Source organism: Longitalea luteola (genome assembly GCF_017356035.1).
GTDB lineage: Bacteria > Bacteroidota > Bacteroidia > Chitinophagales > Chitinophagaceae > Niastella > Niastella luteola.
The window spans coordinates 231454-257109 of record NZ_JAFIQX010000006.1; the positions used below are offsets into that span (position 1 = coordinate 231454).

The 25656-nt window shown below is 47.0% G+C and carries 17 protein-coding genes; 8 read left to right on the plus strand and 9 right to left on the minus strand.

Annotated features, from left to right (window positions below; all coding sequences use genetic code 11):
• Positions 1 to 10: 10 nt before the first annotated feature.
• The 8 genes from JUB15_RS16870 to JUB15_RS16905 all read right to left on the minus strand — a co-directional run bounded on the left by JUB15_RS16870 (position 11) and on the right by JUB15_RS16905 (position 12089).
• Positions 11 to 2842 (minus strand): DUF8487 domain-containing protein, encoded by a 2832-nt coding sequence (locus JUB15_RS16870; protein WP_207513668.1) that lies wholly within the window; start codon positions 2840 to 2842, stop codon positions 11 to 13.
• Positions 2843 to 2925: 83 nt separating this feature from the next.
• Positions 2926 to 3627 carry an SGNH/GDSL hydrolase family protein gene (locus JUB15_RS16875; RefSeq protein WP_207513669.1) on the minus strand — a complete coding sequence of 234 codons (702 nt, stop codon included), beginning with the start codon at positions 3625 to 3627 and terminating at the stop codon, positions 2926 to 2928.
• 26 nt (positions 3628 to 3653) lie between these two features.
• On the minus strand, positions 3654 to 6434 hold the full coding sequence (locus JUB15_RS16880) for a DUF8487 domain-containing protein (protein WP_242696385.1): 2781 nt from the start codon (positions 6432 to 6434) through the stop codon (positions 3654 to 3656).
• A 17-nt stretch (positions 6435 to 6451) separates the two neighbouring features.
• The gene (locus JUB15_RS16885; protein WP_242696386.1) at positions 6452 to 8014 is read right to left on the minus strand and encodes a glycoside hydrolase; all 1563 of its coding nucleotides are present in this window, start codon (positions 8012 to 8014) and stop codon (positions 6452 to 6454) included.
• 205 nt (positions 8015 to 8219) lie between these two features.
• The gene (locus tag JUB15_RS16890) at positions 8220 to 8600 is read right to left on the minus strand and encodes a DUF2784 domain-containing protein (RefSeq protein ID WP_207513671.1); all 381 of its coding nucleotides are present in this window, start codon (positions 8598 to 8600) and stop codon (positions 8220 to 8222) included.
• Between the two features lie 95 nt (positions 8601 to 8695).
• Positions 8696 to 9637, minus strand: coding sequence for a YihY/virulence factor BrkB family protein (locus tag JUB15_RS16895; protein WP_207513672.1), 942 nt, complete (start codon positions 9635 to 9637; stop codon positions 8696 to 8698).
• A gap of 105 nt (positions 9638 to 9742) precedes the next feature.
• Positions 9743 to 11611, minus strand: a complete 1869-nt coding sequence (locus JUB15_RS16900; RefSeq protein WP_207513673.1) for a transketolase — start codon at positions 11609 to 11611, stop codon at positions 9743 to 9745.
• Positions 11612 to 11732: 121 nt separating this feature from the next.
• Positions 11733 to 12089 (minus strand): hypothetical protein, encoded by a 357-nt coding sequence (locus JUB15_RS16905; RefSeq protein ID WP_207513674.1) that lies wholly within the window; start codon positions 12087 to 12089, stop codon positions 11733 to 11735.
• Between the two features lie 132 nt (positions 12090 to 12221).
• Between JUB15_RS16905 and JUB15_RS16910 the strand changes: the two genes are divergently transcribed.
• Together JUB15_RS16910 and JUB15_RS16915 are read left to right on the plus strand one after the other, a co-directional pair.
• Complete coding sequence (locus JUB15_RS16910) at positions 12222 to 12968, plus strand: energy transducer TonB (protein WP_207513675.1); 747 nt, start codon at positions 12222 to 12224, stop codon at positions 12966 to 12968.
• A 118-nt stretch (positions 12969 to 13086) separates the two neighbouring features.
• Positions 13087 to 13275: a DUF3606 domain-containing protein gene (locus JUB15_RS16915; protein WP_207513676.1), complete on the plus strand. Its 189-nt coding sequence runs from the start codon at positions 13087 to 13089 to the stop codon at positions 13273 to 13275.
• A 46-nt stretch (positions 13276 to 13321) separates the two neighbouring features.
• Here JUB15_RS16915 and JUB15_RS16920 read toward each other — a convergent pair whose 3' ends face one another.
• Entirely contained in the window at positions 13322 to 15394 is a 2073-nt protein-coding gene (locus JUB15_RS16920; RefSeq protein ID WP_207513677.1) for a CehA/McbA family metallohydrolase domain-containing protein, read from the minus strand.
• A 237-nt stretch (positions 15395 to 15631) separates the two neighbouring features.
• On the opposite strand from JUB15_RS16920, the gene JUB15_RS16925 reads away from it, so the two are divergent.
• The 6 genes from JUB15_RS16925 to JUB15_RS16950 all read left to right on the plus strand — a co-directional run bounded on the left by JUB15_RS16925 (position 15632) and on the right by JUB15_RS16950 (position 25546).
• Positions 15632 to 16219, plus strand: a complete 588-nt coding sequence (locus tag JUB15_RS16925) for an RNA polymerase sigma factor (RefSeq protein WP_207513678.1) — start codon at positions 15632 to 15634, stop codon at positions 16217 to 16219.
• A 293-nt stretch (positions 16220 to 16512) separates the two neighbouring features.
• Positions 16513 to 17718 (plus strand): FecR family protein, encoded by a 1206-nt coding sequence (locus JUB15_RS16930; RefSeq protein ID WP_207513679.1) that lies wholly within the window; start codon positions 16513 to 16515, stop codon positions 17716 to 17718.
• 247 nt (positions 17719 to 17965) lie between these two features.
• On the plus strand, positions 17966 to 21367 hold the full coding sequence (locus tag JUB15_RS16935) for a SusC/RagA family TonB-linked outer membrane protein (RefSeq protein WP_207513680.1): 3402 nt from the start codon (positions 17966 to 17968) through the stop codon (positions 21365 to 21367).
• A gap of 25 nt (positions 21368 to 21392) precedes the next feature.
• Positions 21393 to 23012 (plus strand): RagB/SusD family nutrient uptake outer membrane protein, encoded by a 1620-nt coding sequence (locus JUB15_RS16940; RefSeq protein ID WP_207513681.1) that lies wholly within the window; start codon positions 21393 to 21395, stop codon positions 23010 to 23012.
• 193 nt (positions 23013 to 23205) lie between these two features.
• Complete coding sequence (locus JUB15_RS16945; protein ID WP_207513682.1) at positions 23206 to 24327, plus strand: SusE domain-containing protein; 1122 nt, start codon at positions 23206 to 23208, stop codon at positions 24325 to 24327.
• A gap of 61 nt (positions 24328 to 24388) precedes the next feature.
• Positions 24389 to 25546, plus strand: a complete 1158-nt coding sequence (locus tag JUB15_RS16950; protein ID WP_242696388.1) for a glycoside hydrolase family 76 protein — start codon at positions 24389 to 24391, stop codon at positions 25544 to 25546.
• The last annotated feature ends 110 nt before the right edge of the window (positions 25547 to 25656 follow it).

Genomic DNA, 25656 nt, shown 5'->3' on the forward strand with positions numbered 1-25656 from the left:
GTTTGCTTTTTTATCGAAGTAAAAATTCAATGTCCTCAATCTGGTCCTTCGGGTCAAATAACCCGCTGTATACATACCGAAGCATGCTATGGTACAAGCACCGCGCTTCGGGCCTGTGCAGCAGTGCCGGTAAATTGGCCATACATACCAGCAGGCGGCCTTTGCCTGCTTTACATTCAAAGATCATCCCCAGTTTATGGTTGCGATCAATATTATCAATTACCTGTACAATAGGCCGAAAAGACCGGTTTGTACTGTCCAGGATCAATGGCCGGGCATTTTTGGTGATGCTCCACCATTGCCAGTTACTGTGAAACTCTGTTGGGAAATCCCGGAACAACGGATGATCAGGCTTTGTGAGAATACCCAATGTACCTGCAGATACTTTTCTGTTACTTCTTTCCGTAACACCCTTAAACACCAGCCAGTTCCAAAACTCGCTGATAAACTGCGGGCCTACCGTTTTCTGCTCAACAGCTTTATGGTCGGGGAACAGCAACACCCGCGCTCCTTTATTTAATTTTTCGATCAGCTGATCATCCAGTTGGGTAGCTATGGTAACACCAGCCGGTACAACGACGGAGGCATTGTCTGGATACACCCACACAGGATAAGCTGATCTGTAAGGCGTATTTTCAATTTCCAATCTGACCTCCAATTTGGCTGCTTTCAAGATCTTGTTTAAAGGAAAAACAATTTTCCCTGACGGATTGATCTTACCCTTTTCAATCAAAGCCATCGGCATTTTCCCACTTGTCAATACACGGCTATCGTTTGCCGTAACTACAGACCAGCGGAGTGTTTTGCCTTTCATATCCTGCGGACTGTAATTCACCACCTGCATATCGGCGGCGAAGGTTTCATTATTCGCCCAGGTATATTTTTCCATCAGCAGTTGCACGACGACATCGTTATTGAAACGGCGGAATTCAGCTGGCGCAACAAAACCTTTATTCTCCATAAAGGCATTCAGCAATCCAACCAGGGCAGTACCCTGACCGGGGAAGTCCTGCAGATCGAGCAACTGAAAACCGCCAAATCCCGGCGTTCGGAAGGCCATCTCAATTTCTTCGCGGTACAACAAGGCAGTCAGCATGCCGGAAGCTTTACAAAAGCTGTCTGCCTGATCGCCCATGCCTGCTGCTTGCAATCTTTCCCGGAAGATCTTAAAATTGAGTGGACGCAACACACCTGTGTAACACGCCATCTCTTTATAGTCGGGGTAAATTTGATATTGCCCGGTCTCGTGCCCAATAACGGGCAGTTGCACACCACGGATAGCAGCTGAAAAATTGCGCAGGGTAGAAGGCAAAACACTATTGATGATCCCGTTACCGGTATCTTCGGTGGCAGCAAATGATCCCCTCACATCAAAGGTTCGCGCCGCTGATTCTTTTCCCGTACGCATGGTAACCCAGAAATCATCGGTTTTCCCCGGCGCCGGATCGTTGTAAAATGCATTGGTTCCGTATGCATACAAGCGGCGGCCATCATAGTTTCGAAGATCAGCCACGAGTTTCTCATGAATGGTATTGTTTCCGGCGAGTTCATTACCTAATGTACACATCACAAAAGATGGATGATTGCCAAAGGCATCCAGGATAGCACAACCTTCCTGGTATTGAAAGGCGATCTGCGTGGTGTCTTTACCGGTAAGATCGGCCCAGTTGGGCAATTCAGCCTGAATATAAATCCCCTCCACATCGGCCGCTTCAAAGGCAGCGGCCGGTGGCGTATAGGAATGAAACCGGAAATGATTTATGCCATATTGTTTAGCGGTGCGATACAACTTTCGCCAATGGGCCATATCTGTGGGCGGATAACCGGTTAACGGAAATACACAGCTTTCATTTTTGCCGCGCAGGAATGTAACCACATCATTAATGCGGAACTGGGTGCCAACCGGTTTAAACGAACGCAAACCAAAATTGGTCATCAGTTTATCCAGCGTGTGATTGTCGCTGCGCAGGGTAGCGGTAAGCCGGTAGAGTGCGGGCGAATACTCGTTCCATAGTAACGCCCGGGGACCTAACGGGTAGCGGAAGCTCAATATAGTGTCGCCGCTATTTACCGCAATAGGGAAGGAGCGGGGCGCAGCCGCATGTTTCAGCGATGTATTCCAGGCAGTGGCCTGCAATTGCAGCCATAATTTTTTATGGGCTGCATTGGCGCCCTGAAGCCGGATCTGCACCAGTGCTTCTTTGTTCTTTACATCCGGTGTTATTTTTATCCAATTGATCTTAAGGGCACCGGCGGCTTCCAGGTACATGCGGCCAATGATGCCGTTCCAATTCGTTTGTGTATGTTCACTCAGTGCATGAGAGCCGCCCACCGGGAACAAAGCCGGCGTGTTGTTCACCAAAATGGTAATTGTATGTTTTCCGGGCGATAAGTTACCAGTGAGATCATACACATGCGGTGCTGATAATATGGATGCCCGGCCAATCCATTTCCCATCGATCCAGACCTGCGTTGCTTTCGTACGCTCAAGGAATAATGCCACTTGTTTATGCTTCCACGATTCAGGGATCTCGATCTCTTTTTTATACCAGGCAGGGCCTGTGTATTTATACGTTTGATTGAGGTATTGTGTAACCGGCTGCGTCACATACACGCCTTGTTTGTTTTCTTCGAGTGTACCCGGTAAACGCAAAACTTCTTTAAACAAACTATCCTGCCAGTGCTGTGCAAGACCAACATTCATAGAATCCAGTCGAAATGTCCAGGTACCGGCAAGAGACAGGTTTTCCCTGGTTGAAGGCTCCTGGGCAAGCGCCTGCACTCCGGCAATAGCCAGATATATAAACAGGAAAGTTTGTCTGTATAGTTGAAAAGTGAACAATAAAGTGATAAAGTTGATAGAGGTGATAAAAGCAAGTATGTTTAGAAAATGAGGCTTCCGGTTTGCCGCCTGCCGTCTCCCGCTTACTCAAAGTATCGCATGATCTCCGCAGCAATCAATGTATGTCCGGCCCTGTTAGGATGATTTGACTGCGACATGTAGCCTTTCAGATCCTTTTTCTTCTCTACTATCTGTTTAAACTGTTTGTAACTGTCAGCCAAGCCTACATGATATACATTCGCCAGCTCTTTCAGTTGCCTGGCAAATAATTCCAGCTCGTTGCCGGGCTGCAGCAGATCCACCTGTTGGTCTGCCGATGGTGTCAGCAATATCACTTTGATATTTTTCCTCAAAGCCTGCCTGATCATCTTTTCCATGTGCTGCCGCGATGCTGCCAGGCCCAGCTTACGGTCGTTCAGCGCATAATCAATGAACAACACATCGGGTTTATGCGTCAGTACATCCCTTTTAAAGCGTTTTTCACCCTGGGCAGAATTTTCACCGCCAATGGAAGTAACGATCACATTGATCACGGCAAAGGGATATTGTTGCTTTAATTGTTGCAGTACTAAATAGGGGTAGGCGTCGAAGGTCCTTACCTCCGGTGTGGCAAAATAACCGGCGGGCACTGAGTGCCCATGAAACACCAGGTTTATTGTCCTGTTATTGGGCCATTTTTTTTTCAGTTCCTCTTTTATTCCTTTCAGGTAATCATCAGGCTGCGCACGCACTACCTGTACCAGTAAAAGGAATACTGCCAGGTTATATAGATATTTTCTTTGCATACGTAATTAAGTTGTCAACTTTATTATCACCTCCTGAACAGGGCATCCACTATCTCCTCCGCCAGCGCTTCGGCAGGATTGAAGTCTTCACTAACGATATAACGCTTCAGGCTATACAACAACTGGCTGGCTACCGGCCGTTGTTCCATACCATTAATTAGATCAACTGCAGAAAACAACAACTGGCCCTTTCCAATTTTCGCTTCCCAGATCAACCCGATCTTTTTATTGTTATTCCAGTCAGGGATCATTTGTACCAGCGGCCGGAAAGAAGCGGGCATTGCATCGAGCACTACCGGTTTCGAATGGCGCACAACATCCCACCATTGCCAGTTGGAATGGCATTCGGTAGGGAAATGTTTCAATGCAGGATGCGCGGGATCACACAAAATACCCAGCAGGTTTGGCGGCATGCCCGACCACACGGTATTCCAGGAAATACCCGAAAACACCGGATCAGCAGTTGAATGGATGCGGCCCGTATCGGCCAGGAGCAACACTTTTCCGCCCTGCCGTAGATGCGCTTTTGTCGCTTCGTTCCAATCACCGGTAACCAGTATATCGTTCATTGAAACAGCTGGCAGGGACTGCGGATACACCCAAATGCTCCATTGATTGCTGTACGCAGTACCGGCTACCTGTACCGTAAAGATCAACCGGCTGGCTACTGTTATTTTATTGAGGGGGATAACCACCTCTCCAACAGGAACAGGACTTCCCAGCGCGATCTCTTTTTTAAATTTGCCCTGTTGATATACTTTTCCATCCTCATACTGTAATGACCACTCGATGGAAGCAGATGGAACAGGGCCTTTACCAAAATTGGCAAATTGAATGGTGGCCTTAAAATGTTGGTCATTGGTGTAGGTAAAAGAATCGGTACGCAACAGGGGAACTACCGGTCCCTGGAATCGGCTAAACTCCTTTGCAGTTACATATTTTTTCGGGTCCCAGAATACATCCACCACACCTACCGGCGCCGTACCCTGACCAGGAAAATCATTCAGCTGCAGCAAATGATAACCGCCAAATCCCGGCGTACGCAGATACGATTCGATCTCTTCTTTTTTCTGAAGCACCTGGAATTTACCGGAGGCCAGCGTAAATTTTTCCGCCAGATCGATCATATGGTGTTCCCGCAAAGATTCACGGAACAGTTCATAATTATAAGGTTTTAATACGCCGTTGTATTTCGGTATTTCATTATAATCGGGATACACACACCATTGGCCTATTTCGTGTGTGATCATGGGTATCCTGAACTTTGCTACATAGTCAGCATAATCATAGCGGGTGTTCAGCGGCTGCACATTAAAGCGTCCTTTCAATCCTTCCTTCCAGCGCTGGGGCCTTGCGCCATAAAATACATTGTATTGATTTTCGGGAACGACCGGGTAAGCAGAAGCGCTGGTATACAAATGACGCGGATCTTTTTTCCACCGGCTTACCAGGCCCGACAAAAAAGCATTCACCGAAGGACCTACCAGTTCATTGCCCTCGCAAAACATCATAAAAGAAGGATGGTTCCCATACGTTCTCAAGATGCGGTCGGCCTCTTCTGTCAAAAACCGGTTTACCGCCGAATCCTTGCCAATGGTAAACCGCCAGTCTGAATTTTCTACCTGAAGGTACATGCCCAGTTTATCGGCAGCCACAAAAGCGGCTTCCGGCGGGCACCAGGAATGAAAGCGCATGGCGTTCAGTCCATACTCCTTGCAAATAGTAAAAATGCGCTCCCATTGTGCCGGCTCCATAGGGGGATAACCTGTGACCGGGAATTCCGCAGAATTCACTGTACCACGAATAAACGTCGGGCGGCCGTTAATAGTAAAGCGCGTGCCTGCCGTTGCCAGTTCCCGCATACCAAATACCACCTGCCTGTTATCTTGACCTTTCATTCCTTCCTGCTCGGCTGTCATGGAAACAGTTATTTGATACAAAACAGGATCGAACTCATCCCAGCTTTGCACCTTCGCCCCTAATGCCATTTCAGTGGACACCGTTAATAAAGAATCGCTGCCTGAAAACGGAATGGAATGCGTTGGCAACAGCAGCGGTTGACCGGTATTGGCAGTGTTACCTGAAAAATGCAGGATTCCTTTTGTGGGCGCCTTTGATCTGTTCAGGATGGTTATTTGAAAGCGGACCGACTTTTGCGACAATTGCGGATACACCTGAATGTCCTCCAGATGAACCTTGTCATAGGCCTGCAATTCCATTCGCCCGATGATACCATTCCAGTTGGTTTGCGTTTCGGCGCTCACCGCATGACTGTACTCAATGTTATAGATCATATTGTTGTCGACCCGGATACGAATGACATTCTTTTTTCCGGGTTGCAGCAAACCGGCAAGATCATATACGTGCGGCGTGGAAAGACTTTCCTGTTTGCCGGCAGGCTGGCCGTTTACCCATACACTGGTTTCCCAATGAGCGCGTTCCAGAAAGAGGCGTACATCTTTATTTTTCCAACCTGATGGAACAAAGATCTCTTTTTCATACCAGGCTGCGCCTTTGTATTCATACAGGCGGGTGAGGCGCAGGGAGGTCATGTCCTGCGTTTTAATGCCTTTACCCGCCTGATCGGTAGAACCGGGCAGGGTGATCTCTTCAGGAAGCTGCGGCATCAACTGAACGCCATTGCTGCTGATGCCTGTAAAAAAAGGATCGAGCTTGAACTTCCAGATACCCTGTAAAGGAATTATTTCGCAGGAAGGCCCTGTTTGACCATTAACCTGGCCAAGGGTCAAACGCCAGCTCATGAGTATAAAAAATAAGGTACAGCAACCAATGATTGTACGTTTCATCCTTTCTTGCTATGGTTTCATTGATAGGTTCCTGTGAATGTAACTATTGACCTCGAAGGGATCACCAGGTTATTTACAGCTGCCACTGTTTTTTTCAGATTCCGCGTAGCGTCTGTGGTATAAGCGTTCACCACGTTCCCGGCAAACCGAAGTTTGTGTTTTGTACCCATCAGCTGCAGGGATTGCTGATCTCCGGTTGGATTAACAACCACCAGCACCAGCTTCCGGCTGCTTTCATCTTTATACGCCGAAACCATCAATGTACCAGCTGCCTTGACCGGATCATTCAATCCTTCTACGGCTACATTTATCCGCTTCATACCCGGGCGAACAAAGCGGGCATAATTACCAAAGCTCCAAAGTTGTTTGCTATCCAGCACAGTGCCATCCTCTTTGCATTTGTCTACCTGCATACCACCGGAAGGATCGTTGATATAAACCAGGCCATCGCTATAATTGTAGGGATTTATAGCCAGCCACCATTGCCAGGAAGACACATTGGCGAGGGTGAGATCATGATGTAATACCTTGGCTACATACAGACCATAATCGATGCTCGTATTTCTTGGGCCGCCTTTGTACAGATTACAAATGTTACCCAGAATACCGAATTCAGTTTGCCAGGTTTCCAGTTTTGCATCTACCTGCCGGATCTTCCCTGCCACCTGCTGGCGCACCTTCACCAAATGAGAATCGGGACAGGTGGTGAAATAACTGTGTGCTGATATAATATGAGCGGTATTCGGTAATTTGCCAATATAGTTTACAGAAGCAGGGGAAAAGAACTGTTGGATCTGATCGCCGCGGTTATCTTTATTTCTACCGTATAAAAAATCCAGCTGACCGGCTTCACCGATCGCTATCTGTGATCTAACGCGCCGGGCAACAAGGCTGTCGGCCAGCAGCCTTACCAATTCGGCAATTTCATCATTGGTAGCCTGAGTACCTTCCTGGCTGATGCGGTCTTTGCCCCAATCCCACTGCGGTTCGTTTACAGGGCTCAGGTAATCAAACTTAAAATGAGCTGATACCGCTGCCATAAAACCTGCATAGGCATTCATTTTTCCTTTCAGAATATTCATCGACGGCTCCGCGGTACCGTTATAAGCCTTTCCATTCCTGGCCATAAAAACAGGTGGTGCAATGGAGAAGCCCAGGGTATACCGCACGCCTCTTTGTTTTGCTGCCTGCAGGAACCATTGTGCTCCTTGCTGTTTCTTCCAGTTCCAGGAACCATCTGGCTGCAGAAAACATTCTTCCCGCCGCCATTCGTCGGGAATATCACTCGCTGCACCCTGCTCAAAACTGCCGGCGCCAATATTGAAGCGCCAAAGGGATAAGCCAATGCCTTTCGGACTTCCATCTGCTAACGTATCAGTACTGAACAGCCAGTCTGCAATTTGATCTTTTTTGGAAGTATTGCTCCAGTTACCGATGAATTTGGTCGTCCAGCAATCGGAAGCGCCAAAGCTGTGTATGGTCTGCTTTTCATGCTCCAGCTGAATGGTGATCCTGGTCTTATCAACAGCTTTTTTCTGACTAAACGCAGCAGGTGTTCCAGCCGTCAATGCCAATAGCATTAGCGGCAGTATTCCCTTTGGACTGTTATAACCACGCATGGGCGTTTGCTTTTGCAGGTATCAATATATATGAGAAGCAATAAGAAGGGCACATAGGCAGCATCGTTTTAAATGTTAGCAAGAATAAATCGTGCAAGAAATTGATCAGGCAAATCTTGCATTTATAACTCCGCAGGCCAATAGAATTTTTTATGAAAAAGATGGACTATTTTATGGAGAAGGATCTCCGGTCGCGGATATTCAACCAGATACTCATTACAAGACTTATCACAAAAACAATAAGGGTAACATGATTCACCAGGTCTTCATTAAAGTTTATGCCGGTGAGTTTTAGTAACAGGAAATTGATATAGGAATTTTGCTGATCATGGTAACCAAGCCGTTCTCTTACATCCCAGTGCCAGTCGGTACAAAAACAGTACCCCCAGCCATACCAGATGCCCAGTACGAACCAGGAAAAGGCAGTCAGCAGCAGGGTGATCAGGTTCCATTTCCTGGTGGCGCGAAACATCCATCCAAAGATGTTAAACAGGGTGAACACGGTATGGAATGCAAAGAAGAAATAATTCAGTACCTGGTACCACATAACCCGAGATTAAGTGTATGCCAATTTATGCTATTTCTGACATTAATCTTAAGGCAGGCTTTTAATAAGGTAATTCGGGTGGCTGCCCGGCACCCTTATGTATCCGCGCCGGCTTTGCCGGTATCAGGCACCTTATGCAATTCAAACATATACGCCCGCGATGAGGGCACAATAGGATCACTGGTAAGTAATGAATACTCCTTGATAAAGCTGGCCCCAAAATAAAGAATGAAGGAAGAGTAGAATACAAAAAGCAGGATAAGTACGATGGCAGCGCCCGCGCCATACACGGCGCCTATATCACTTTGAACGAGCAGTACCGACAGCGCCGCTCTGCCGATGTAAAAAAGGAGACCGGTAACGATGCCTCCTGCTGATGCCACCTGCCAGGAAGGACGCCCGTTTGCCAGGTACCTGAATAAGACGACAAACCAGGTGGTTACTACCAGCACGCCGGCAATTTCATCCAGTGCGCTCGTAAAAAAACTTCCGCCTTCCGGCCAGAATTTGCCAATATAATTTCCGGCAATTACTTTTATTACGTCAATAACGCCAGCAGCAAGGAAAAGAATACCGGCCATCAGGATAATGAACAGGGACCTGCCGCGAACTTTCATATCAGTAACAAACTCCGATCGCTCGAGGCGGATATTCCAGATATCATTGAGGGAATTTCTAATCACTTTAAACAGGGTGGTTGCCACAAAGGCAAGGAACAACAGCCCTATTACCGCCATATACCAGGTTTTGGCGAGGTTGCGCAGTCCGAGGGCGGTAAGGCGTAACTGCTCCGCGCCCTGCGGCCCGAGCGTATCGGAAAGCAATTGCCGCAACTCTCTGCCCACAATTTTCCTGGCAAAGAAAATACTGAACAACTGGAAAAGCAGTACGAGAATAGGCGGAAGGGCAAAGCTGGTAAAAAATGCCGTAGCGCCGGCCATACGCAATGGGTCATTGCGCATCAGCCGCCTGAAAGAATCTTTCATCAGCTTCCAGAGCACTGGCAATTTCCATATCGATGTTTTATTGTTCTTCATAAGCCAGACCAGGGCATATAACGCACTCATAAATCTACAACACCTGAAGTAAAGCATAAAAAAGGCCCTGAATATCAGAGCCCGTTAAGTTAATGGCAGTTCTTGTCACGCAGGCGTGCTCACGGGATCATTCGATCTAACTATCTGTCTTACCCGGGCCGCAATGGCTGCGGCGTCTATACCGGCATCCTGCAACAGTTCCTCCTGTTTGCCGGATTGAGAGATCTTTGTTACCGCCATTTTTACAACGAGATCACTTTCCGCACCGATGGCCGCTGCAACAAAATCGCCCAGGCCGCCATGGGCAAAATGATCTTCTACGGTAATTATACATTTAAGCCGGGTGTCGTTTAAACAAGCCGCCAAGGTTTGCTTATCAACGGGGTTAATTGAGTAACAATCAACCACCCGGATGTTTATATTTTCCTGCTTCAGCATATCCGCAGCCTGCAGCGCTTCGAACACCGTAATACCTGTTGCCGCTACCGTAAGCAGATCATTATCTGATTGCCTGATTATCTTAGATCCTCCGATGGAAAATGTATCACCTGTAGTATACAATAACTTTGTTTTCGGGCGAAGGGTGCGCATATATACGAAACCGGTATGCTCTATCATTCGCGGTACCAGGTTAGCCGTTGCAATGGCATCACAAGGCTGTAATATAACGGTACCGGGCATGGCTCCAAAGAAAGCAATATCTTCCAGGGCCATCTGCGAGGGGCCGTCTTCGCCAATAGAAACGCCCACGTGCGATCCTACATATTTGATATTGGCTTCAGAGATCCTTGCCATCCTTATCTGGTCGGCGGCACGCATGAAAAAAGCGCCAAAAGTGGCTAAAACCGGTACTTTGCCGATCCTTGACAAACCGGCGCCTACAGATACCATGTTCTGTTCCGCTATAAAACACTCTATAAACCGTTCAGGCGTTTCTTTTAAAACGTCTTCAGTAAATGTGGAGTTCTTTACGTCGGCGTCCAGCACATACACATCGGGTGAATGCTGCGCTATCTGCGCCAGTGCCTGTCCAAAGACCTCGCGGGTTGCATAGGTCCTGGCCCTGTCGAATTCCAGCTGTACAGCCGTGTTCGTTTGGGTTGCATTGGCTATAGCTGTTTGGGCTGGTTTCCGAAGATCAAAACGTATATTGTCATCTATAGCTCCTAACTCATTCAGGGCTTTTTTCAGATCATCTTCTTTTAATGGCTTACCATGCCAGCCGTCTTTATTTTCCAGGAATGAAATGCCCTTTCCTTTCAGTGTTCTTGCAATGATAGCAACGGGTTGTTGGCCTGCATCGTCATGGGCCTGCTGCAAAGCCTGGTCAATTTCTCCGTAGTTATGCCCATCTATGGTAATTACCCGGAAATTAAAAGCGCGGAACCGTTGTTCGTACGCTTCCATATCGTGACCGAACATGGTTTCTCCACTTTGCGCCAGCCGGTTGATATCTAAAATGGCAATTAAATTATTTAACCGGTGATAAGCAGCAAAGTTAGCCGCTTCCCATACCTGGCCCTCCGCCAGCTCGCCATCACCACACAACACGTACGTTGTATAGGGCAGCATTTCTCTTTTAGCTAACAAAGCCAATCCGGCTCCTACAGAAAGTCCCTGCCCCAAAGATCCGGTCGCAGCTTCCGCATATTTGAATTTTGGAACGGGATGTCCTTCAAAAAGACTGTTGAATTGCCTTAATGTTTTTAATTCATTCAGATCATAGGCATTACACATGCCAAACAGGGCATAGAGCAGGGGAGCGGCATGGCCTTTTGAAAGCACAAACCGGTCGTTGTATCTGTTTAAAGGATTGGAAATATCGTACGTAAAATATTTTTCAAACAGAACGGCTGTAAGATCAGCTGCCGATAAGCAGGAGGTTGGGTGCCCCGATCCCGCCGCCGTTGTTGAAACAAGGCACCATTTGCGAAGCAATTTCGCCTTTTCTTCCCAGGCATTGTTGTTTTTCATACTATGTGAAATACTGATGAATATTGAAAAACGCACAATTCAGGTGCCATTGCCTGTTAACATAAAATGAGGTAATCCCTGGATGAATTGTAGAAATTATTAAGCATCAGGCCGGAACTTGTTACGCATCCTTTTTCACAAAATAAAGCTCCTGGTTCTCATAAAAATGGGCCAAATCTTCCCTGGCCGTCGCCAGCGCCTTCAATTTATCTTCGTAATAAAGTTTACCAATTGAATACTCATACGCATTTGCCAGCGTTCTGGACTTGCCTTTTGTTTCAGGATCGTCTTTATGCGCCTCCAGTTTCTTCATTCTGGCGATCAGTCCAAATACCTTGTTACTGCCGAGAAAATCAATGATCTCAGCAGCCTTGTATCTGTTCTCTATAATTTCATTACAAAGCTCTGCAGCAGCTAATCGTAAAACGCGGTCACCCACCAGTTCGATCTTCTTAAAAATGTGTTGTTCTTCAGTCATAAAATAATTTATAGAAACTTCCAAATTGCGAAAATAACATATATTTTCTTCGCTTGGGCCCCGGTGAACTTATTATCGTCGCCGGATAGGAGATAATTTCTAAAATGTATAATTTACGGCCTAATACGTTCTATGAAAAAATTATCCTTGTTGCTGCTTTTAGCAGCCTTTACCCTGCCCGTAACAGCGCAGGAGCTTTCAGTGATCAAATACCTCGACAAAAACGGTGACAGTACCGGTAAAGAAAATGCGTTCTCATACAATGTAGTCACCTACACCGATGCCTCCAAAACGGCCTATACCACCAGGAACTACACCCTGGAAGGGCACCTGAACTCAGAAATTTCCTACCGCGACAGCGGCAAAACATGGTTGTATGACGGAAGCTATATTACCTACCATAAAAATGGCAAGCCCAAAGTAAAAGGCAGCTATGTAAGGAACAAATTGAATGGAGAACTAACAACCTGGTACGACAATGGACAGGTCAAAAGAAAAGATGAATATGTGCTGGACTCATTGATCAGCGGACATTGTTATAAAGCTAACGGACAGGACACTACCTGGTTCCCGTACCATATTGGTTTCAACTATGGCAAGAGCTTACGTGAATTATACACTTTTATCGGCAGGAATATTAAGTATCCAAAAGAAGCAAAAAGAATGGGCATCGAGGGCACCGTTCACATTCAGTTCGTTATTGAAAAGGACGGCAGCCTGTCGAATGAAAAGATCCGTCGTTCGGTAAGTGATGTGATCGATAAAGAAGCATTGAGAGTTTTACGGGCAGTACCCGGGCTCTGGCAGCCGGCCCTGACTGATGGTGAACCACAAAGGACCTATGCCATTCTACCCATTATGTTTAAACTGGAAGGTTAAAGCACTGGCATATTTTTTTAATTAATGTGTTTACGTGTCAGCCATCTGGGATATTTCCCTGCCCGATGGTCTGAAATGGTAACCCGTTTACTATTTATATGTAGTTAAACCTCAAAATATGTCAGACGACAAAAACAACACAGGGCGGCAGCAGGACGATGTCCGCGTCAGTGCCAATGACCAAAGTGAGTTCAACTATCTGCACCAGCAATTTCCAAACAAAACGGATGAGCAAATTCTGGAAGCCATAAAAGCGGCAGGGCCGGTAAAAGCCGATATCATCGAGTATCTGCAAAGGGTTAAATAAGGAAATGGCACTGATCATCAGTTTTGGCTGACATCCTGTTGATGACTCACTTTACCCATACTGCCTGCGTAAACGCGCCATTTGCTGCCACATCCCAGGCTTCGAGCCGCACCCATTTTCTGCCGGTAAGATCAACAGGTATGGTGAAACGCTGTTCACCAAAAGGCAGCGTATGGTGCAGGTTAATTCGCTCCCGGTATACCTTGTTGCCATCACCTGAAATGATCTCGGCATAATTCATGGGGAATGTCCATTTCAGGGTGAACGAAACTGTTGATTTGCTATCCGGGGAGATCGAATCACCGGATGATCTTCCATTCACCGTGAATGCAGGTAAAAGCACTTCGCCGGTGGAGGAAAAGAATTTACCATGTTGCAAGGCATCAACGATCGTTTGCCAGCCGCTTTTGTAGTCGGGCAGTTTGTCAATTTTCAGGTAGTTGATGTTCAGATGTGCATACATCTCATTTTCCGGCTCAATAGTAAACAGGTCCGATTCTGCAAGTACCTTTTTTCGGTTACCCCAGTTATTCATATCGTCCATCAGGTCGAGCACGCGTTTACCAAGCATTGGCTGGGAAAGATCAGCCGGCATGGCTTTCCAGGCTGCGCCGAGGAAATGCTCATCTTTGAAAAAAGGAGCCAGCCGGTATTTGTCGGGATACCCTGTTGACCCTTTTGTGCGCGGATGGGCCGTCCACGCCAGGCCATTTTCAATTTTCAACAGGTCAAGCATTTCTTTTTCATTCGAGATCCGGTACACTTTACCGTAAGTGGCATCTTCTGTTACAAATGGCTGTCCCTCTTTTCTCGACATGATCCAGTAAACTGGTCTCGGAAACAGTTGCAGCCAGTGCCCGCCGAAGAATTCATTGGGCTCTTCGCCCGGAAGCAACAGGAATTTGTCTGACGATAATCTTTCACATTGTTGGAACAGGGCGTGCAACTCTTTTAACCGCAGGCTGTCAGGGCCCTTGGGGTGGGCGGTGTAATGAAACTCACCCAGGTGCACAATGTCGATACCGGTGCCGCTGAAAACATGCATGAACGCAGGTGTATCAGGAACCGGTTTATTGGCCATAACAACTTTCATGATAAACTCATTATGAAAGTGACTGGCCATTGTTTTATAACCGGGCAGTGGCCTGTAACGATCGTTGTTGGTAAACTGTTTTACTTCAGCCAGCGCCATGGATTCGTTTCCAGAGTTCAGTAAAACGAAATAATTCAATCGCTGCCTGGTGCCGGGTGGTGCATTGAACCAGGGCACGAACCGCCGGTCGCCGTAGAGGTCCTGCCTGATGCCGATCCCGTATCCATTCACCAGGTTGCGGTAATTAGTACCTGCCCACACGAATTTTAAATTGAATGCTTCATCCAACGGATAGAAATACTGGTGGGGCGGGGGAAACACCGCCAGGCTGCCATGAGTGCTTATGCCAATGATGCTTCTGTATTTTACAGGCAGCGCAGTAGCGCTGTCTTGCATGGCTGGCTTTAACGACTGCACTTGTTCCTGCACGTTGCTCCAGCCGATCTTTTCCCATAGCCTGGTTCCTGAAACCAGCCCGGCATCGTACAGAATAGCAGTAGAGTCAATATGGGTTGACATGACTGCAGCAATATTCAGCAGCGGACTGCCATTGTATACAGTTATTTCGAGCGTACCGGTAAAGCCGGGCGCCTTCAAAGAATCGATGCTGATCACGGTTCTGGTGCCAATGGTGGTGACCGCAGCAGCATGTTTATAAAGTTCAACACGGTTTGATGTAAACGGCTTGTTGGGCACTTTGTCGAAGAAAATGTTCCAACCATTTTGCGACACCAGGTCGCGTTTGCCAACCGTTAACAGAAACACAGGATCGAGGCCCGATGCAATTAAATGATCGCTGGTGCCTTCCTGTAATTCCAGGCTTTTGAAAAGCGGCTGTTGCGCAGAAAGGTCAACATTCAGTTTGCCGGTTCTGTTTTTGCCGGCCGGCCATGATACCGATAAGATATTGCCTTTTACAATGGCCGTGGTGCCGTTTTTATTGCTGAAATCTTTTAGCGATGTTTTTACCTGCGCATATAATGTGCAGGAGAAGAAAAGAAATACAATGGCAATAAGGAATCGCATAATAGTATTGGGTGTTTGAATAACCGGGATGCTTATAGTAAAACTAAAAATAGCATTATATTCTATATTTTCTTTGCACACGCATGCTCACTGCAATAATATTTTGCTGAAAATGTATAGCAAAATGCAGACGTTCACATTCAATGACTTAAAGCGTTATGCAGAGATAAAATAAAATTTATTCTACTTTTGAAGGCAGCTAACGATCACTAAGGTTCCATCTTAATCTTGCCATATATGAAGGGGATTTCTGATAACGATTTGCTTATGCGCATAAGCGAAGGCGACCGGCACGCGTTTCGTGAGTTGTATCAGCGCTATATTCCCGTATTGTACCCGTTTATTAAAAGCTTATGTAATGACGATTCCTCGGGTGAAGATATTGTGCAGGATGTATTCATTAAGATCTGGGATAACCGGGCAAAAGCGGTTAATATAAAACAGGTTAAATCATATTTATTTAGAGCTGCCAAAAACAGGTTCCTGAACGAATTAAGAAAACAAAAAAAAGAACGGAACGTCATCAACGACCGCCTCTACAACGGAATTGACACTGAAACGCCGGAACAACAATTGACTATTAAAGAAGGGATGCGTTTGGGCGACGAGGCCCTGTCGAGGCTCTCGCCCAAAAGAAGACTTATTGTTGAATTGAGTACACGCGAAGAGTTGAGCCTCGATGAAATATCGGCAAGGGTAGGCTCTTCAAAGAATGTAGTAAAAAAGCTGCTTTACCAGGGACTGGCCACGCTGAGAAAAAACGAGATCATAAAGTATTTTAAAGTGATCCTACTTCCACTATTAAGTTTTCCGATCCGGTTCTGATCTGTTTTTAAGAAGCCGGATCGGAAGTCGGAATCGGAAATCAGAAATCGGAAATCCAAAGTCCGAAGTCCGAAGTCCGAATTCGGAAGGCAGCGGACAGTCGGCAGTGGGCGTTAGTTTCGGGCGCGGGATCGTATTAAACTGTCAGGCGGTCGCGAGTTTCTAAAGAAGGTTCTCTTCAGACCTCAGACCTCAGACCTCTGACTTCTGACCTCATATTTCATACCTGCTACTTTTAAAAATTTGTTGCCCCCAGGGGTCCTTTTTCCCGGCACGCGTGTCTTACCCGTGATATGGACCAACAATCATTCGAGGATTTTCTTAAAAAGGTAGCACAGCAAACCCATTCACCTTCGGAATTAGCGGAGTTTCTACGCTGGCTGAAGTCGCTCCCCGGTGAGCAGGCGGCAGCAGCGCTGGACAAATATGAACAGGTGTTCAGCACAAGGGACACCAATGCCGGCGTTGACAGTGAAGCGCTCCGTCGTATTGAAGAAGGCATAGAAAACCGGTTAGGGCCATGGCCTGCTGTTGATACTATTTCCCAAAAACGTACGCCTGTTGTCTTATACCTGAAAGTAGCCGCCATCTTCGTAGTGGTGCTATCGATAGTGTCATTTTTTCTTTATCAAAACCAATTCGCGGGCAAACGCAAGCAACCTGTTCCCGCAACTGCAGCCATCGGTCCCGGTAAAAACCAGGCAGTGTTGAAACTGAGCGGGGGCAGGTCCATCCTGCTCGAAGAAGTGGCAGATGGGGTAATTACAATGAATGATAAAGCAACCGGTTTTGAAAAGAAAAGTGGTTTGCTGGTAGCAAAAGGTGATGGACAAACGCCCGACGATGCCGGGGCCATCAATATGCTGGAAACACCCAAAGGCGGGCAATACCAGCTGGCATTGCCCGATGGTTCGCGGGTATGGGTGAATGCATCCACCCGTCTGTTCTTCCCAACGGTTTTTAAGCCGGGCGAAAGAAAAGTAAAGGTGTTGGGCGAAGCTTATTTCGAAGTGAAATCTGATCCCAAAAATCCATTTATCGTTGAGACGGGTACGGGCGCCTTTTTACGTGTGCTCGGTACAAGTTTTAATGTGAGCGCTTACCCGGAAGATGCACAGGAGATCACAACCCTGTTAACCGGCAGTCTGCAGGTTACCCGCAGTCAGTCCCAGGTACTGCTGAAGCCCGGGCAGCAGGCCATCGTAAACCCGGAAAAAATTATGGATGTGCAGGAAGTAGAAACCAGTTACGCAGTAGCCTGGAAAGAAGGATATTTTATGTTTAACAGAGAACCGGTCAAAGACGTGATGAACAAGATAGCCCGCTGGTATGACGTAGAGGTAGTGTATGAAGGGCCTGTTATAGAAACCCGGTTTTGGGGCACTGTATCCCGGTTCTCCCGGGTAAGCGATGTCCTGAAAATGCTTGAAGCAACGGGACGCGTGCATTTCACCATTGAAGGAAGAAAGATCATTGTAAGGAAGACGCTTAAGGCTTAAAGCTTAAGACTTAAAGCTTAAGGCTTGTTTGCAATAGGCGCCCTGCGCTTTTGCGTTCAGCGTTTTGCGTTCTGCGTTCAGCGTTTTGCGTTTTGCGTTCAGCGTTCTGCGTTCAGCGTTCAGCGTTCAGCGTTCTGCGTTCAGCGTTTAGCGTTCAGCCGTTCAGCCGTTTAGCGTTTAGCGTTTAGCGTTCCGCGTTCAGCGTTTTGCGTTTCGCCTTTAGCCTTCAGCCTAAATTATGTAATCTATGACATTAAACCCAGGTACAGCTCGTGTACCAACCAAAATTAACCAACTGCAAAAATTGCTCATTACCATGAAGCTGCTATTGTTCCTGTTGTTTACCATGCTGCAGGTAAATGCCAATAGCTATGCCCAGGGCATCTCGCTCAAAGGCCGCAGCATACCCATCGAGCGCATCTTTCTCGAGATCAGAAAACAGACCGGCCTGGCGGTGTTATGTGAAACGGAAGTGCTGGAAAGCATTAAACCGCTCACTGTAAATTTCAACAAAACACCGGTTACTGATGTATTGGCGTTCTGCCTGAAGCAAACGCTGTATACCTATCAGCTGGAAAAAAACAGTATTGTGATCAGGGCGATCACGCGGCCTGAACAAAGAACGCCTGACAAGGAGATCGTGCAACAGGTGATCACGGGCAGGGTTACTGATGAACAGGGCAATCCGCTGCCAGGCGTGAATGTACGAACCAATAATGACAGGGGAACCATCACCGGGGCCGACGGAACTTTTAGTCTGACCGTGCCTGATGATGTAACCAGTCTTACATTCAGCTATATCGGGTACCAGCCCAGGACCGTGGCATTGGCCGGACAAACCACCATTAATATCACGCTGAACAAAATGCCCGACAATCTGAACGAGGTAGTGATCATAGGATATGGAACCAAAAGAAAGGCCGACCTCGTGGGTGCTGTCGATCGCGTAAAGGCAGCACAAATTGAAGACCGGCCGGTAGGTAATGTTATGCAGGCCCTACAGGGGCTATCGCCCAGTCTGGTCATTCAGCAGCGCAATATGAATCCCAACAACAACTCGATGAACATCAACCTGCGGGGTATCAGCACTTTTGGCAATAACTCGCCCTTACTGGTGATCGACGGGGTGATCAGCAACGACGTTAGCGACATGAATAACCTGAATCCAAATGATATTGAGGAGATCTCGGTATTAAAAGATGCCGGCAGCGCAGCCATTTATGGATCGCGTTCAGCCAATGGCGTTATCCTTATTTCCACCAAAAAAGGCAAACCCGGCATGAAGCCTGTAGTGAGCTTCACAGGCCTCGTGGGTTCACAAAATCCTCAGGTATTGATCAAACCCCTGAAGGGATACCAGAATGCATTGCTTCGTAATGACTCGTATATTAATTCAGGCGCCGACCCCATTTACTCACCGGAGCAGATCCGTCAATTTGCCACGGGCGACAGCGAGTATGGCCTGAAAAGCATTTTACAGAATGCGCTGCAACAGAATTATAACCTCAGTTTGCAGGGCGGGTCACAGAATACCAGTTACATGGTGTCGCTCGGGTATTATGATCAGCAAAGTAATTTCAGGGGCGATTATGGAATGAAACGATATAATCTTCGCTCCAATGTAACTACAACGGTTGGCCGGTTAAAAATGTCTACCATACTTTGGTATAACAGAACTGAAGGAAAAGCTTACCAGAGCGACGAAGGGTTCCTCATCGCCGATGCATCGCGTGTGCCTGTGTATAATACATATATCCTGAAAGACAGTAATGGTCGTTATTATAATAACGATGTGCTTACGGGCGGAAACCCTTTAGCCGCACTGGAGCACGGAGGTTATACAAAGACCATCAACGATAATTTCCAGGGCAGTTTGAATGGCGAGCTCAGGCTGTTCGATGGCTTGAAAGCAAAAGGGTTGGTTGGCCTCGACGTTCGGCCTGAAAACAGGTTGATCAGGCGGTATTACTGGCCTGTGTACAGTTTATCGGGCGGCGAAACGCCGGTTAATCAGAACGCGTCGAAGGATTACCATATTGAAGATTTCAGTGCCAATGCCACGCTGCTGAATGTGCAGGCCATGCTCGACTATAACAAAACCTTCGCAGGCAGGCACAATGTTACTGCACTGGCTGGCTTTTCAAATGAGTCGTACCGCCAAAAACGACAGGAACTAAAAAAGCGGTATGTTGATCCGGTGCTGGGTATTCCCATCGATGGCACCGTTATTGACCAGACCAGCTACAATACGGTAGGTGGCACTACCGAAAGAAGTATCTATTCTTACTTTGGGCGGCTGGGCTATGCTTTTGCCGACAGGTATTATGCAGAAGGCAGCTTCCGGTACGACGGTTCTTCCAAATTCGCCGGCAATAACCGCTGGGGATTTTTCCCTTCTGTATCGCTGGGCTGGCGCATTACAGAAGAGCGATTTTTTGATTGGTGGAAAAACAGGATCGGCGATCTGAAGTTCCGCGGTACCTACGGCAAGCTGGGTAATCAGAACATAGACGATTATCAAACCCTTACCACCTACGACATCCATATCAATCAATATGGCTTTAACAATGTTGCCGTACCGGGAACGGGTTATACATTCGGCAACCCTGAATTGAAATGGGAAACGACCACCTCAGGTAATATTGGCGCAGATGCCACCTTCTTAAAAGGGAGTTTGAGAGTTGGATTCGACTATTTCCAGAAAATAACGAAAGGTATTCTGTTAACGCCCCAGACACCGTTGGTATTGGGCGGTGCAGTACCCAAAGCCAATCTCGGCGAAATGAAGAACCAGGGCTGGGAGCTCACCATTGACTATTCCCTTCGTCACAACGATCTCAATCATTCTTTTGGATTCAACATAGCTGACTCCTGGAACGAGGTGACCGCATTCGAAGGCTATGAACAGATCAGCAAAGCCGATGAAATTGAACGCATCATCCGGGTAGGCTTGCCTTTATACAGTTACTATGGCTATAAAACAGATGGCCTGTTCCGGAACGAAGCCGATGTTAAAAATTCCGCGCTGCCCATTGGCGTATCGCCTAAGCCGGGAGATGTTAAATACAAGGATCGCAATGGCGACGGTATTATCAACGATAATGACCGCTATGTATTGGGGCATGCCTTCCCCCGGCTCACATTCGGTTTCAACTACTCACTTCAATGGAAAGGACTTGCCCTGAACATGCTGTGGCAGGGTGTTGGGAAACGCGATATGGCCCTGAGAGGGGAGACCATAGAACCTTTTCATGGCGGTTATTCGTTCGTGATGTTCGAGCACCAGCTCGATTACTGGACGCCTGCCAATCCTGACGCCCGATGGCCAAGGTTGACGGCGCCCGGTACCGCTTCAACGATAAATAATTACGGTAGGGGATCAGACTTCAACCTCTTCAATGGCGCCTATGTACGATTGAAGAACATCCAGCTCGGTTATACACTGCCCAAAAAGCTCACCACAAAATATGGCTTAAATAAGCTCAATGTTTTTGTGAACGGGCAAAACCTGCTAACGTTCAGTGAAATTGATTTTGTTGATCCCGAGTCTACTGAGTTTGGCAACAACATGAATAGCAGCGGCGCCAACAGCGCCCGTAATTATCCACGGCTATTATATATAGGAGGAGGTATCCATGTGGAATTTTAAAGCACGTCAATTCAAACCAGGAATTATGAAAATGAAGGATCTTCTTACCATACTGTTGACAGGCTATTTGTTTGCCGGATGTGTGAAGCTGGATGTGGTGCCTACCAACAAGTTCACCGACGAAACATACTGGACAACTGAAGATAAAGCCAATTCTGTTTTGAACATGGCCTATCGCCAGCTGTTCACGAACGATTATTTCATGTTAAATGAAATATTGAGCGATAATGTTTACAATGGGTATGGAACCACCAATGAAAAGGTGATCGCCCTGGGACTGGCAGATGCTTCGAACGGACGATTTGAGAGTGAATGGAAAGCCTGTTATGAAGGCATCAAGACCTGCCATACATTCCTGGCCAATATAGACAGGGTAACTACCATGACCGAAGAATTGAAGACAAAAAGAAAAGCCGAGATCCGTTTTATTCGCGCATGGCTTTTTCTGGAGCTCACCACCTGGTATGGCGATGTTCCCCATTTTACAGAAGATATCACGCTCACACAGTCAAAAAAAATGGAGCGTAAGCCGCAGGCTGAGATCATGGCATGGATCCACCAGGAGTTGGAAGAAGTGGCCGCCGTTTTACCTAAACGTGAAGACTATGCCGCGGCAGATAACGGCAGGATCACCAGTGGCGCCGCCGTTGCATTGAACGCCCGTGCTTACCTGTACGAAAGCAACTGGGGCAAAGTAGCAGAAAATTGTGATAAGCTCATCAACAGCACTGCCTATGGCACCTATAGCTTATTTCCCAACTATGAACAATTATTCTGGGTTAGCAATGAATACAACCCTGAGATCATTTTAAGTCTTCAGTATGTACCCATAAACAGGACCTGGGGCAACCTGGTTGATTATGCGCCCATGTCGGCCAACGCCCGGCTTTGCCTGGCAGGGCCCACCCAGGAACTGGTGAATACGTACCTGATGAAAAATGGCAGGAAGTGGACGACGGCAGACCCTGATTATGCAGGCCGCGATCCGCGGCTGGCAGCCACCATTGTGTATGATGGTTCTACATGGACCGACAGATCCGGCAACACATATCAGGTCGTTATTCATCCGGACGGCACTACGCCTCCCAACAAAATATCTGATAAGTACACGGGCGCAGGAACAGCCCAAACACCAACAGGTTATTACTACCGTAAGTTCTGCGATCCCAATCCTGCATCGTATACCGGAGGTAGCTGGGAATCGAGCCTGAACCTGCCACTGATCCGTTTTGCTGATGTATTGCTGATGTATGCCGAAGCAAAGAACGAACTGAAAGAAATGAACGCCACTATATGGGATCAAACGATAAAGAAATTGCGGCAAAGGGCAGGCTTCGATAATACGCCTGAGGCAATGGACCTGCCGGCCGGCGACGAAGCAGTATTACGCGAGGTGATCCGGAATGAACGGCGGGTTGAACTGGCGCTGGAAGGATTGCGGATATTTGATATCCGCCGGTGGAAAACCGCAGAAACCGTCCTGACCCAGGAACGGCATGGAGCAAAATTCGATAAAAGCAGTGGCAGTTATGATTATATTAAACTGCCTGCCGGAAGCTTTAACCGTAACAGGGATTATCTATGGGCAATTCCAAGAGCAGAACGATTATTGAACCCGAACCTCACTCAAAACCCCGGTTACTGAAAATAAAATTCAAGAACCAAATCACAAGAACCAAATAAAAAACATAAATCCCAAATCCAGGTGTAAAATGGTGGTGTTTCATTTGGTGCTTGATTTTTACATTTTGAGATTTTTTTGGTTCTTGGTATTTGAGATTTGAGGTTTTTGGTTCTAGGTATTTGAGATTTTTTTCGTGAACTACAATAATTACAAAATGAATAATAATAATAAATTATCTATAGCCTTCCTTAGCCTGTTGTTGGCAATCTTCGGATGCACTAAGGATAACAAGTTCAAAGAAGTTACGGTAACAGCAGTAAACACACTGTACTCGCCCGATGACGGACGCAATGTGATATTGCAATCCGCCGGATCGGCCACTTTGTATTTCGAATGGGAGAAAGCGGTAGCCGAAGACAACGGGGTGGTGTATTACGACGTTTTATTTGATAAACACGATGGCGATTTTTCGAATCCTGTATTTGTAGTAGCCGCCGACAACAACGGTACCAGCACGGGAAGCAGCATTACCCATAAGGTATTGAACAAGATCGGGAAACTGGCAGGTATAGCATCTGGCAAAGAAGGCCGGCTAAAATGGACGGTAGCGTCTTCCCGGGGGCTTACAAGAGTTGTGTCCGCAAACGTACGCACCATTAATATTACCAGGACCAATGGCATCGATGCGCCGGATGCGCTGTTCCTGACAGGCGAAGGAACGGAAGGTGGAAGCAGTTTGGCGCAGGCATTGACAGTGAAAGCGCTGCCAGGCGGCAATGAGTTTGAAATTTATACCAGGCTGCTGGCCGGCAAAAAATATACTTTCGTTGACTCAAAGACCAGCGTATCCCGTACATTCTCGGTGAACACCAACGGTACGTCCCTCAATGAATCGGCCGATGGCGCCACAGTGGCGAAAGAGGGCGTATACAGGATCCACCTCGATTTTACCACCGCATCGGTTACACTTGCAGAAATTACACAACTCGACTTTTTCATGTGTACACCCCAAAAGCGCGAAACACTTACCTACCAGGGCAAAGGCGTTTGGAAAGTGAACGACATAGTGCCTGACTTTACCACGAACTGGAGCGATGACAGGTATTTCTTCTGGATGACCATTGCAGGATCAGAACAAAAAATCGGCAGTTCTCAAAGAGACAACCAGCCGCCGGCTACAACAACCGGATCCTACTTTTATTTGAATTTTTACCCCACCGATAAAAATCAATGGGATTATTCTTTCAAGTTCCCGAACAGATCGGTGAAGAAATGCAGTATCGTTGTTTCTTTCAGCCCCGATGCTGCCAACTATACCCATGAAGTGATATACTAATGAACAAAGAACTTAAAATGGATAGGGTCTCATGATCAGGAATTCAATAAAAAAATTGCAAATGCAAAAGATCTTGTTACTTGCCGGCACTGCGCTCATCCTTGCCTGCGGCAAAATAAAGGACGTATACGTTGATAGTAGTATCAAACACAATATTGACTGGACTGCAGCTGCAGACAGCAGCAGCACCAGCTTCGTAAACGTATATTGGAACTCAACCAGACATCATTTTAATAATGACAATTTTGGCACCGTAAACCAGTTTGATTACTGGCCGGAAGCACACGGCCTGGATGTTTTGGTAGACGCTTATAAACGTACCGGCAGCGCCATGTATAAAGATCGTATCAATGCATTTTACGAAGGCGTAAAAGCAAAGAATGGCGGCCGCTTCTATAATAATTATTATGACGATATGGGTTGGCATGGAATGGCCCACTTACGCGCATTTGAAGCAACCGGCGATACGCGGTATGAGGCATCCGCCAAAGAATTATGGCAATGGATCGCAGCCGGCTGGAATGATTTCGATGGGGGCGGCATACCCTGGAATCATGAAAATACCGATGCAGGGCGCAGCAAGGGTATTCCTTCCAATGGACCCGCGGCGATTATAGCGGCCCGCAGATGGCAGAAATACGGTCCAACGGAAATTGTGAACGGCCTCAACAATCTTCAATGGCTTGAAAAGATCTACAACTGGATGAAAGAACATCGCGTTGTTCAACAATCCGGCCGGGTATTTGAAAAATTGAATGACCCCAAAGGCGATTGGACCTACAATGCGGGCACTTATATGGGAGCAGCCCTGGAGTATTATAACATCACTGGTAACAAGGTATACCTGAATGACGCCATCAAAACAGCAGACTGGGCAACCAGCACACTGATCAACTCGAACAACAAAGTGTTGAGCGACTGGGCAGAACAGCAGGACCACGACGTTAACCTGTTCAAAGGCATTTTCGTGCGTTACCTTACTTTGCTGATCAGGCATAAAGACCTGCCTGAGACCGACAAAAAAAGATATGTGTATTTTCTCAGGAACAGTGCGCAGTTATTGTGGACGGCAGGCGCTGTTAAAAGCCCGGTTATTTTGTTTGGTTACCATTGGTGGCAGGCACCGGTCGAATCAAAAGTTGCGTTGCGTACGCAACTAAGCGCCTGTATGTTGATGGAATCGCTGGCTTTACTGAAAGCAGAAGGCTACCTGGACTAACGAACGCAATCGGTTGCTTTGATAAATTTGCGCAACTTCAACCGTTTGCGCAAGTTTATCATTGGGCATCTCAAAAAAAAGGTAGATTTGTCAGGTAAGTTTTTTTAATG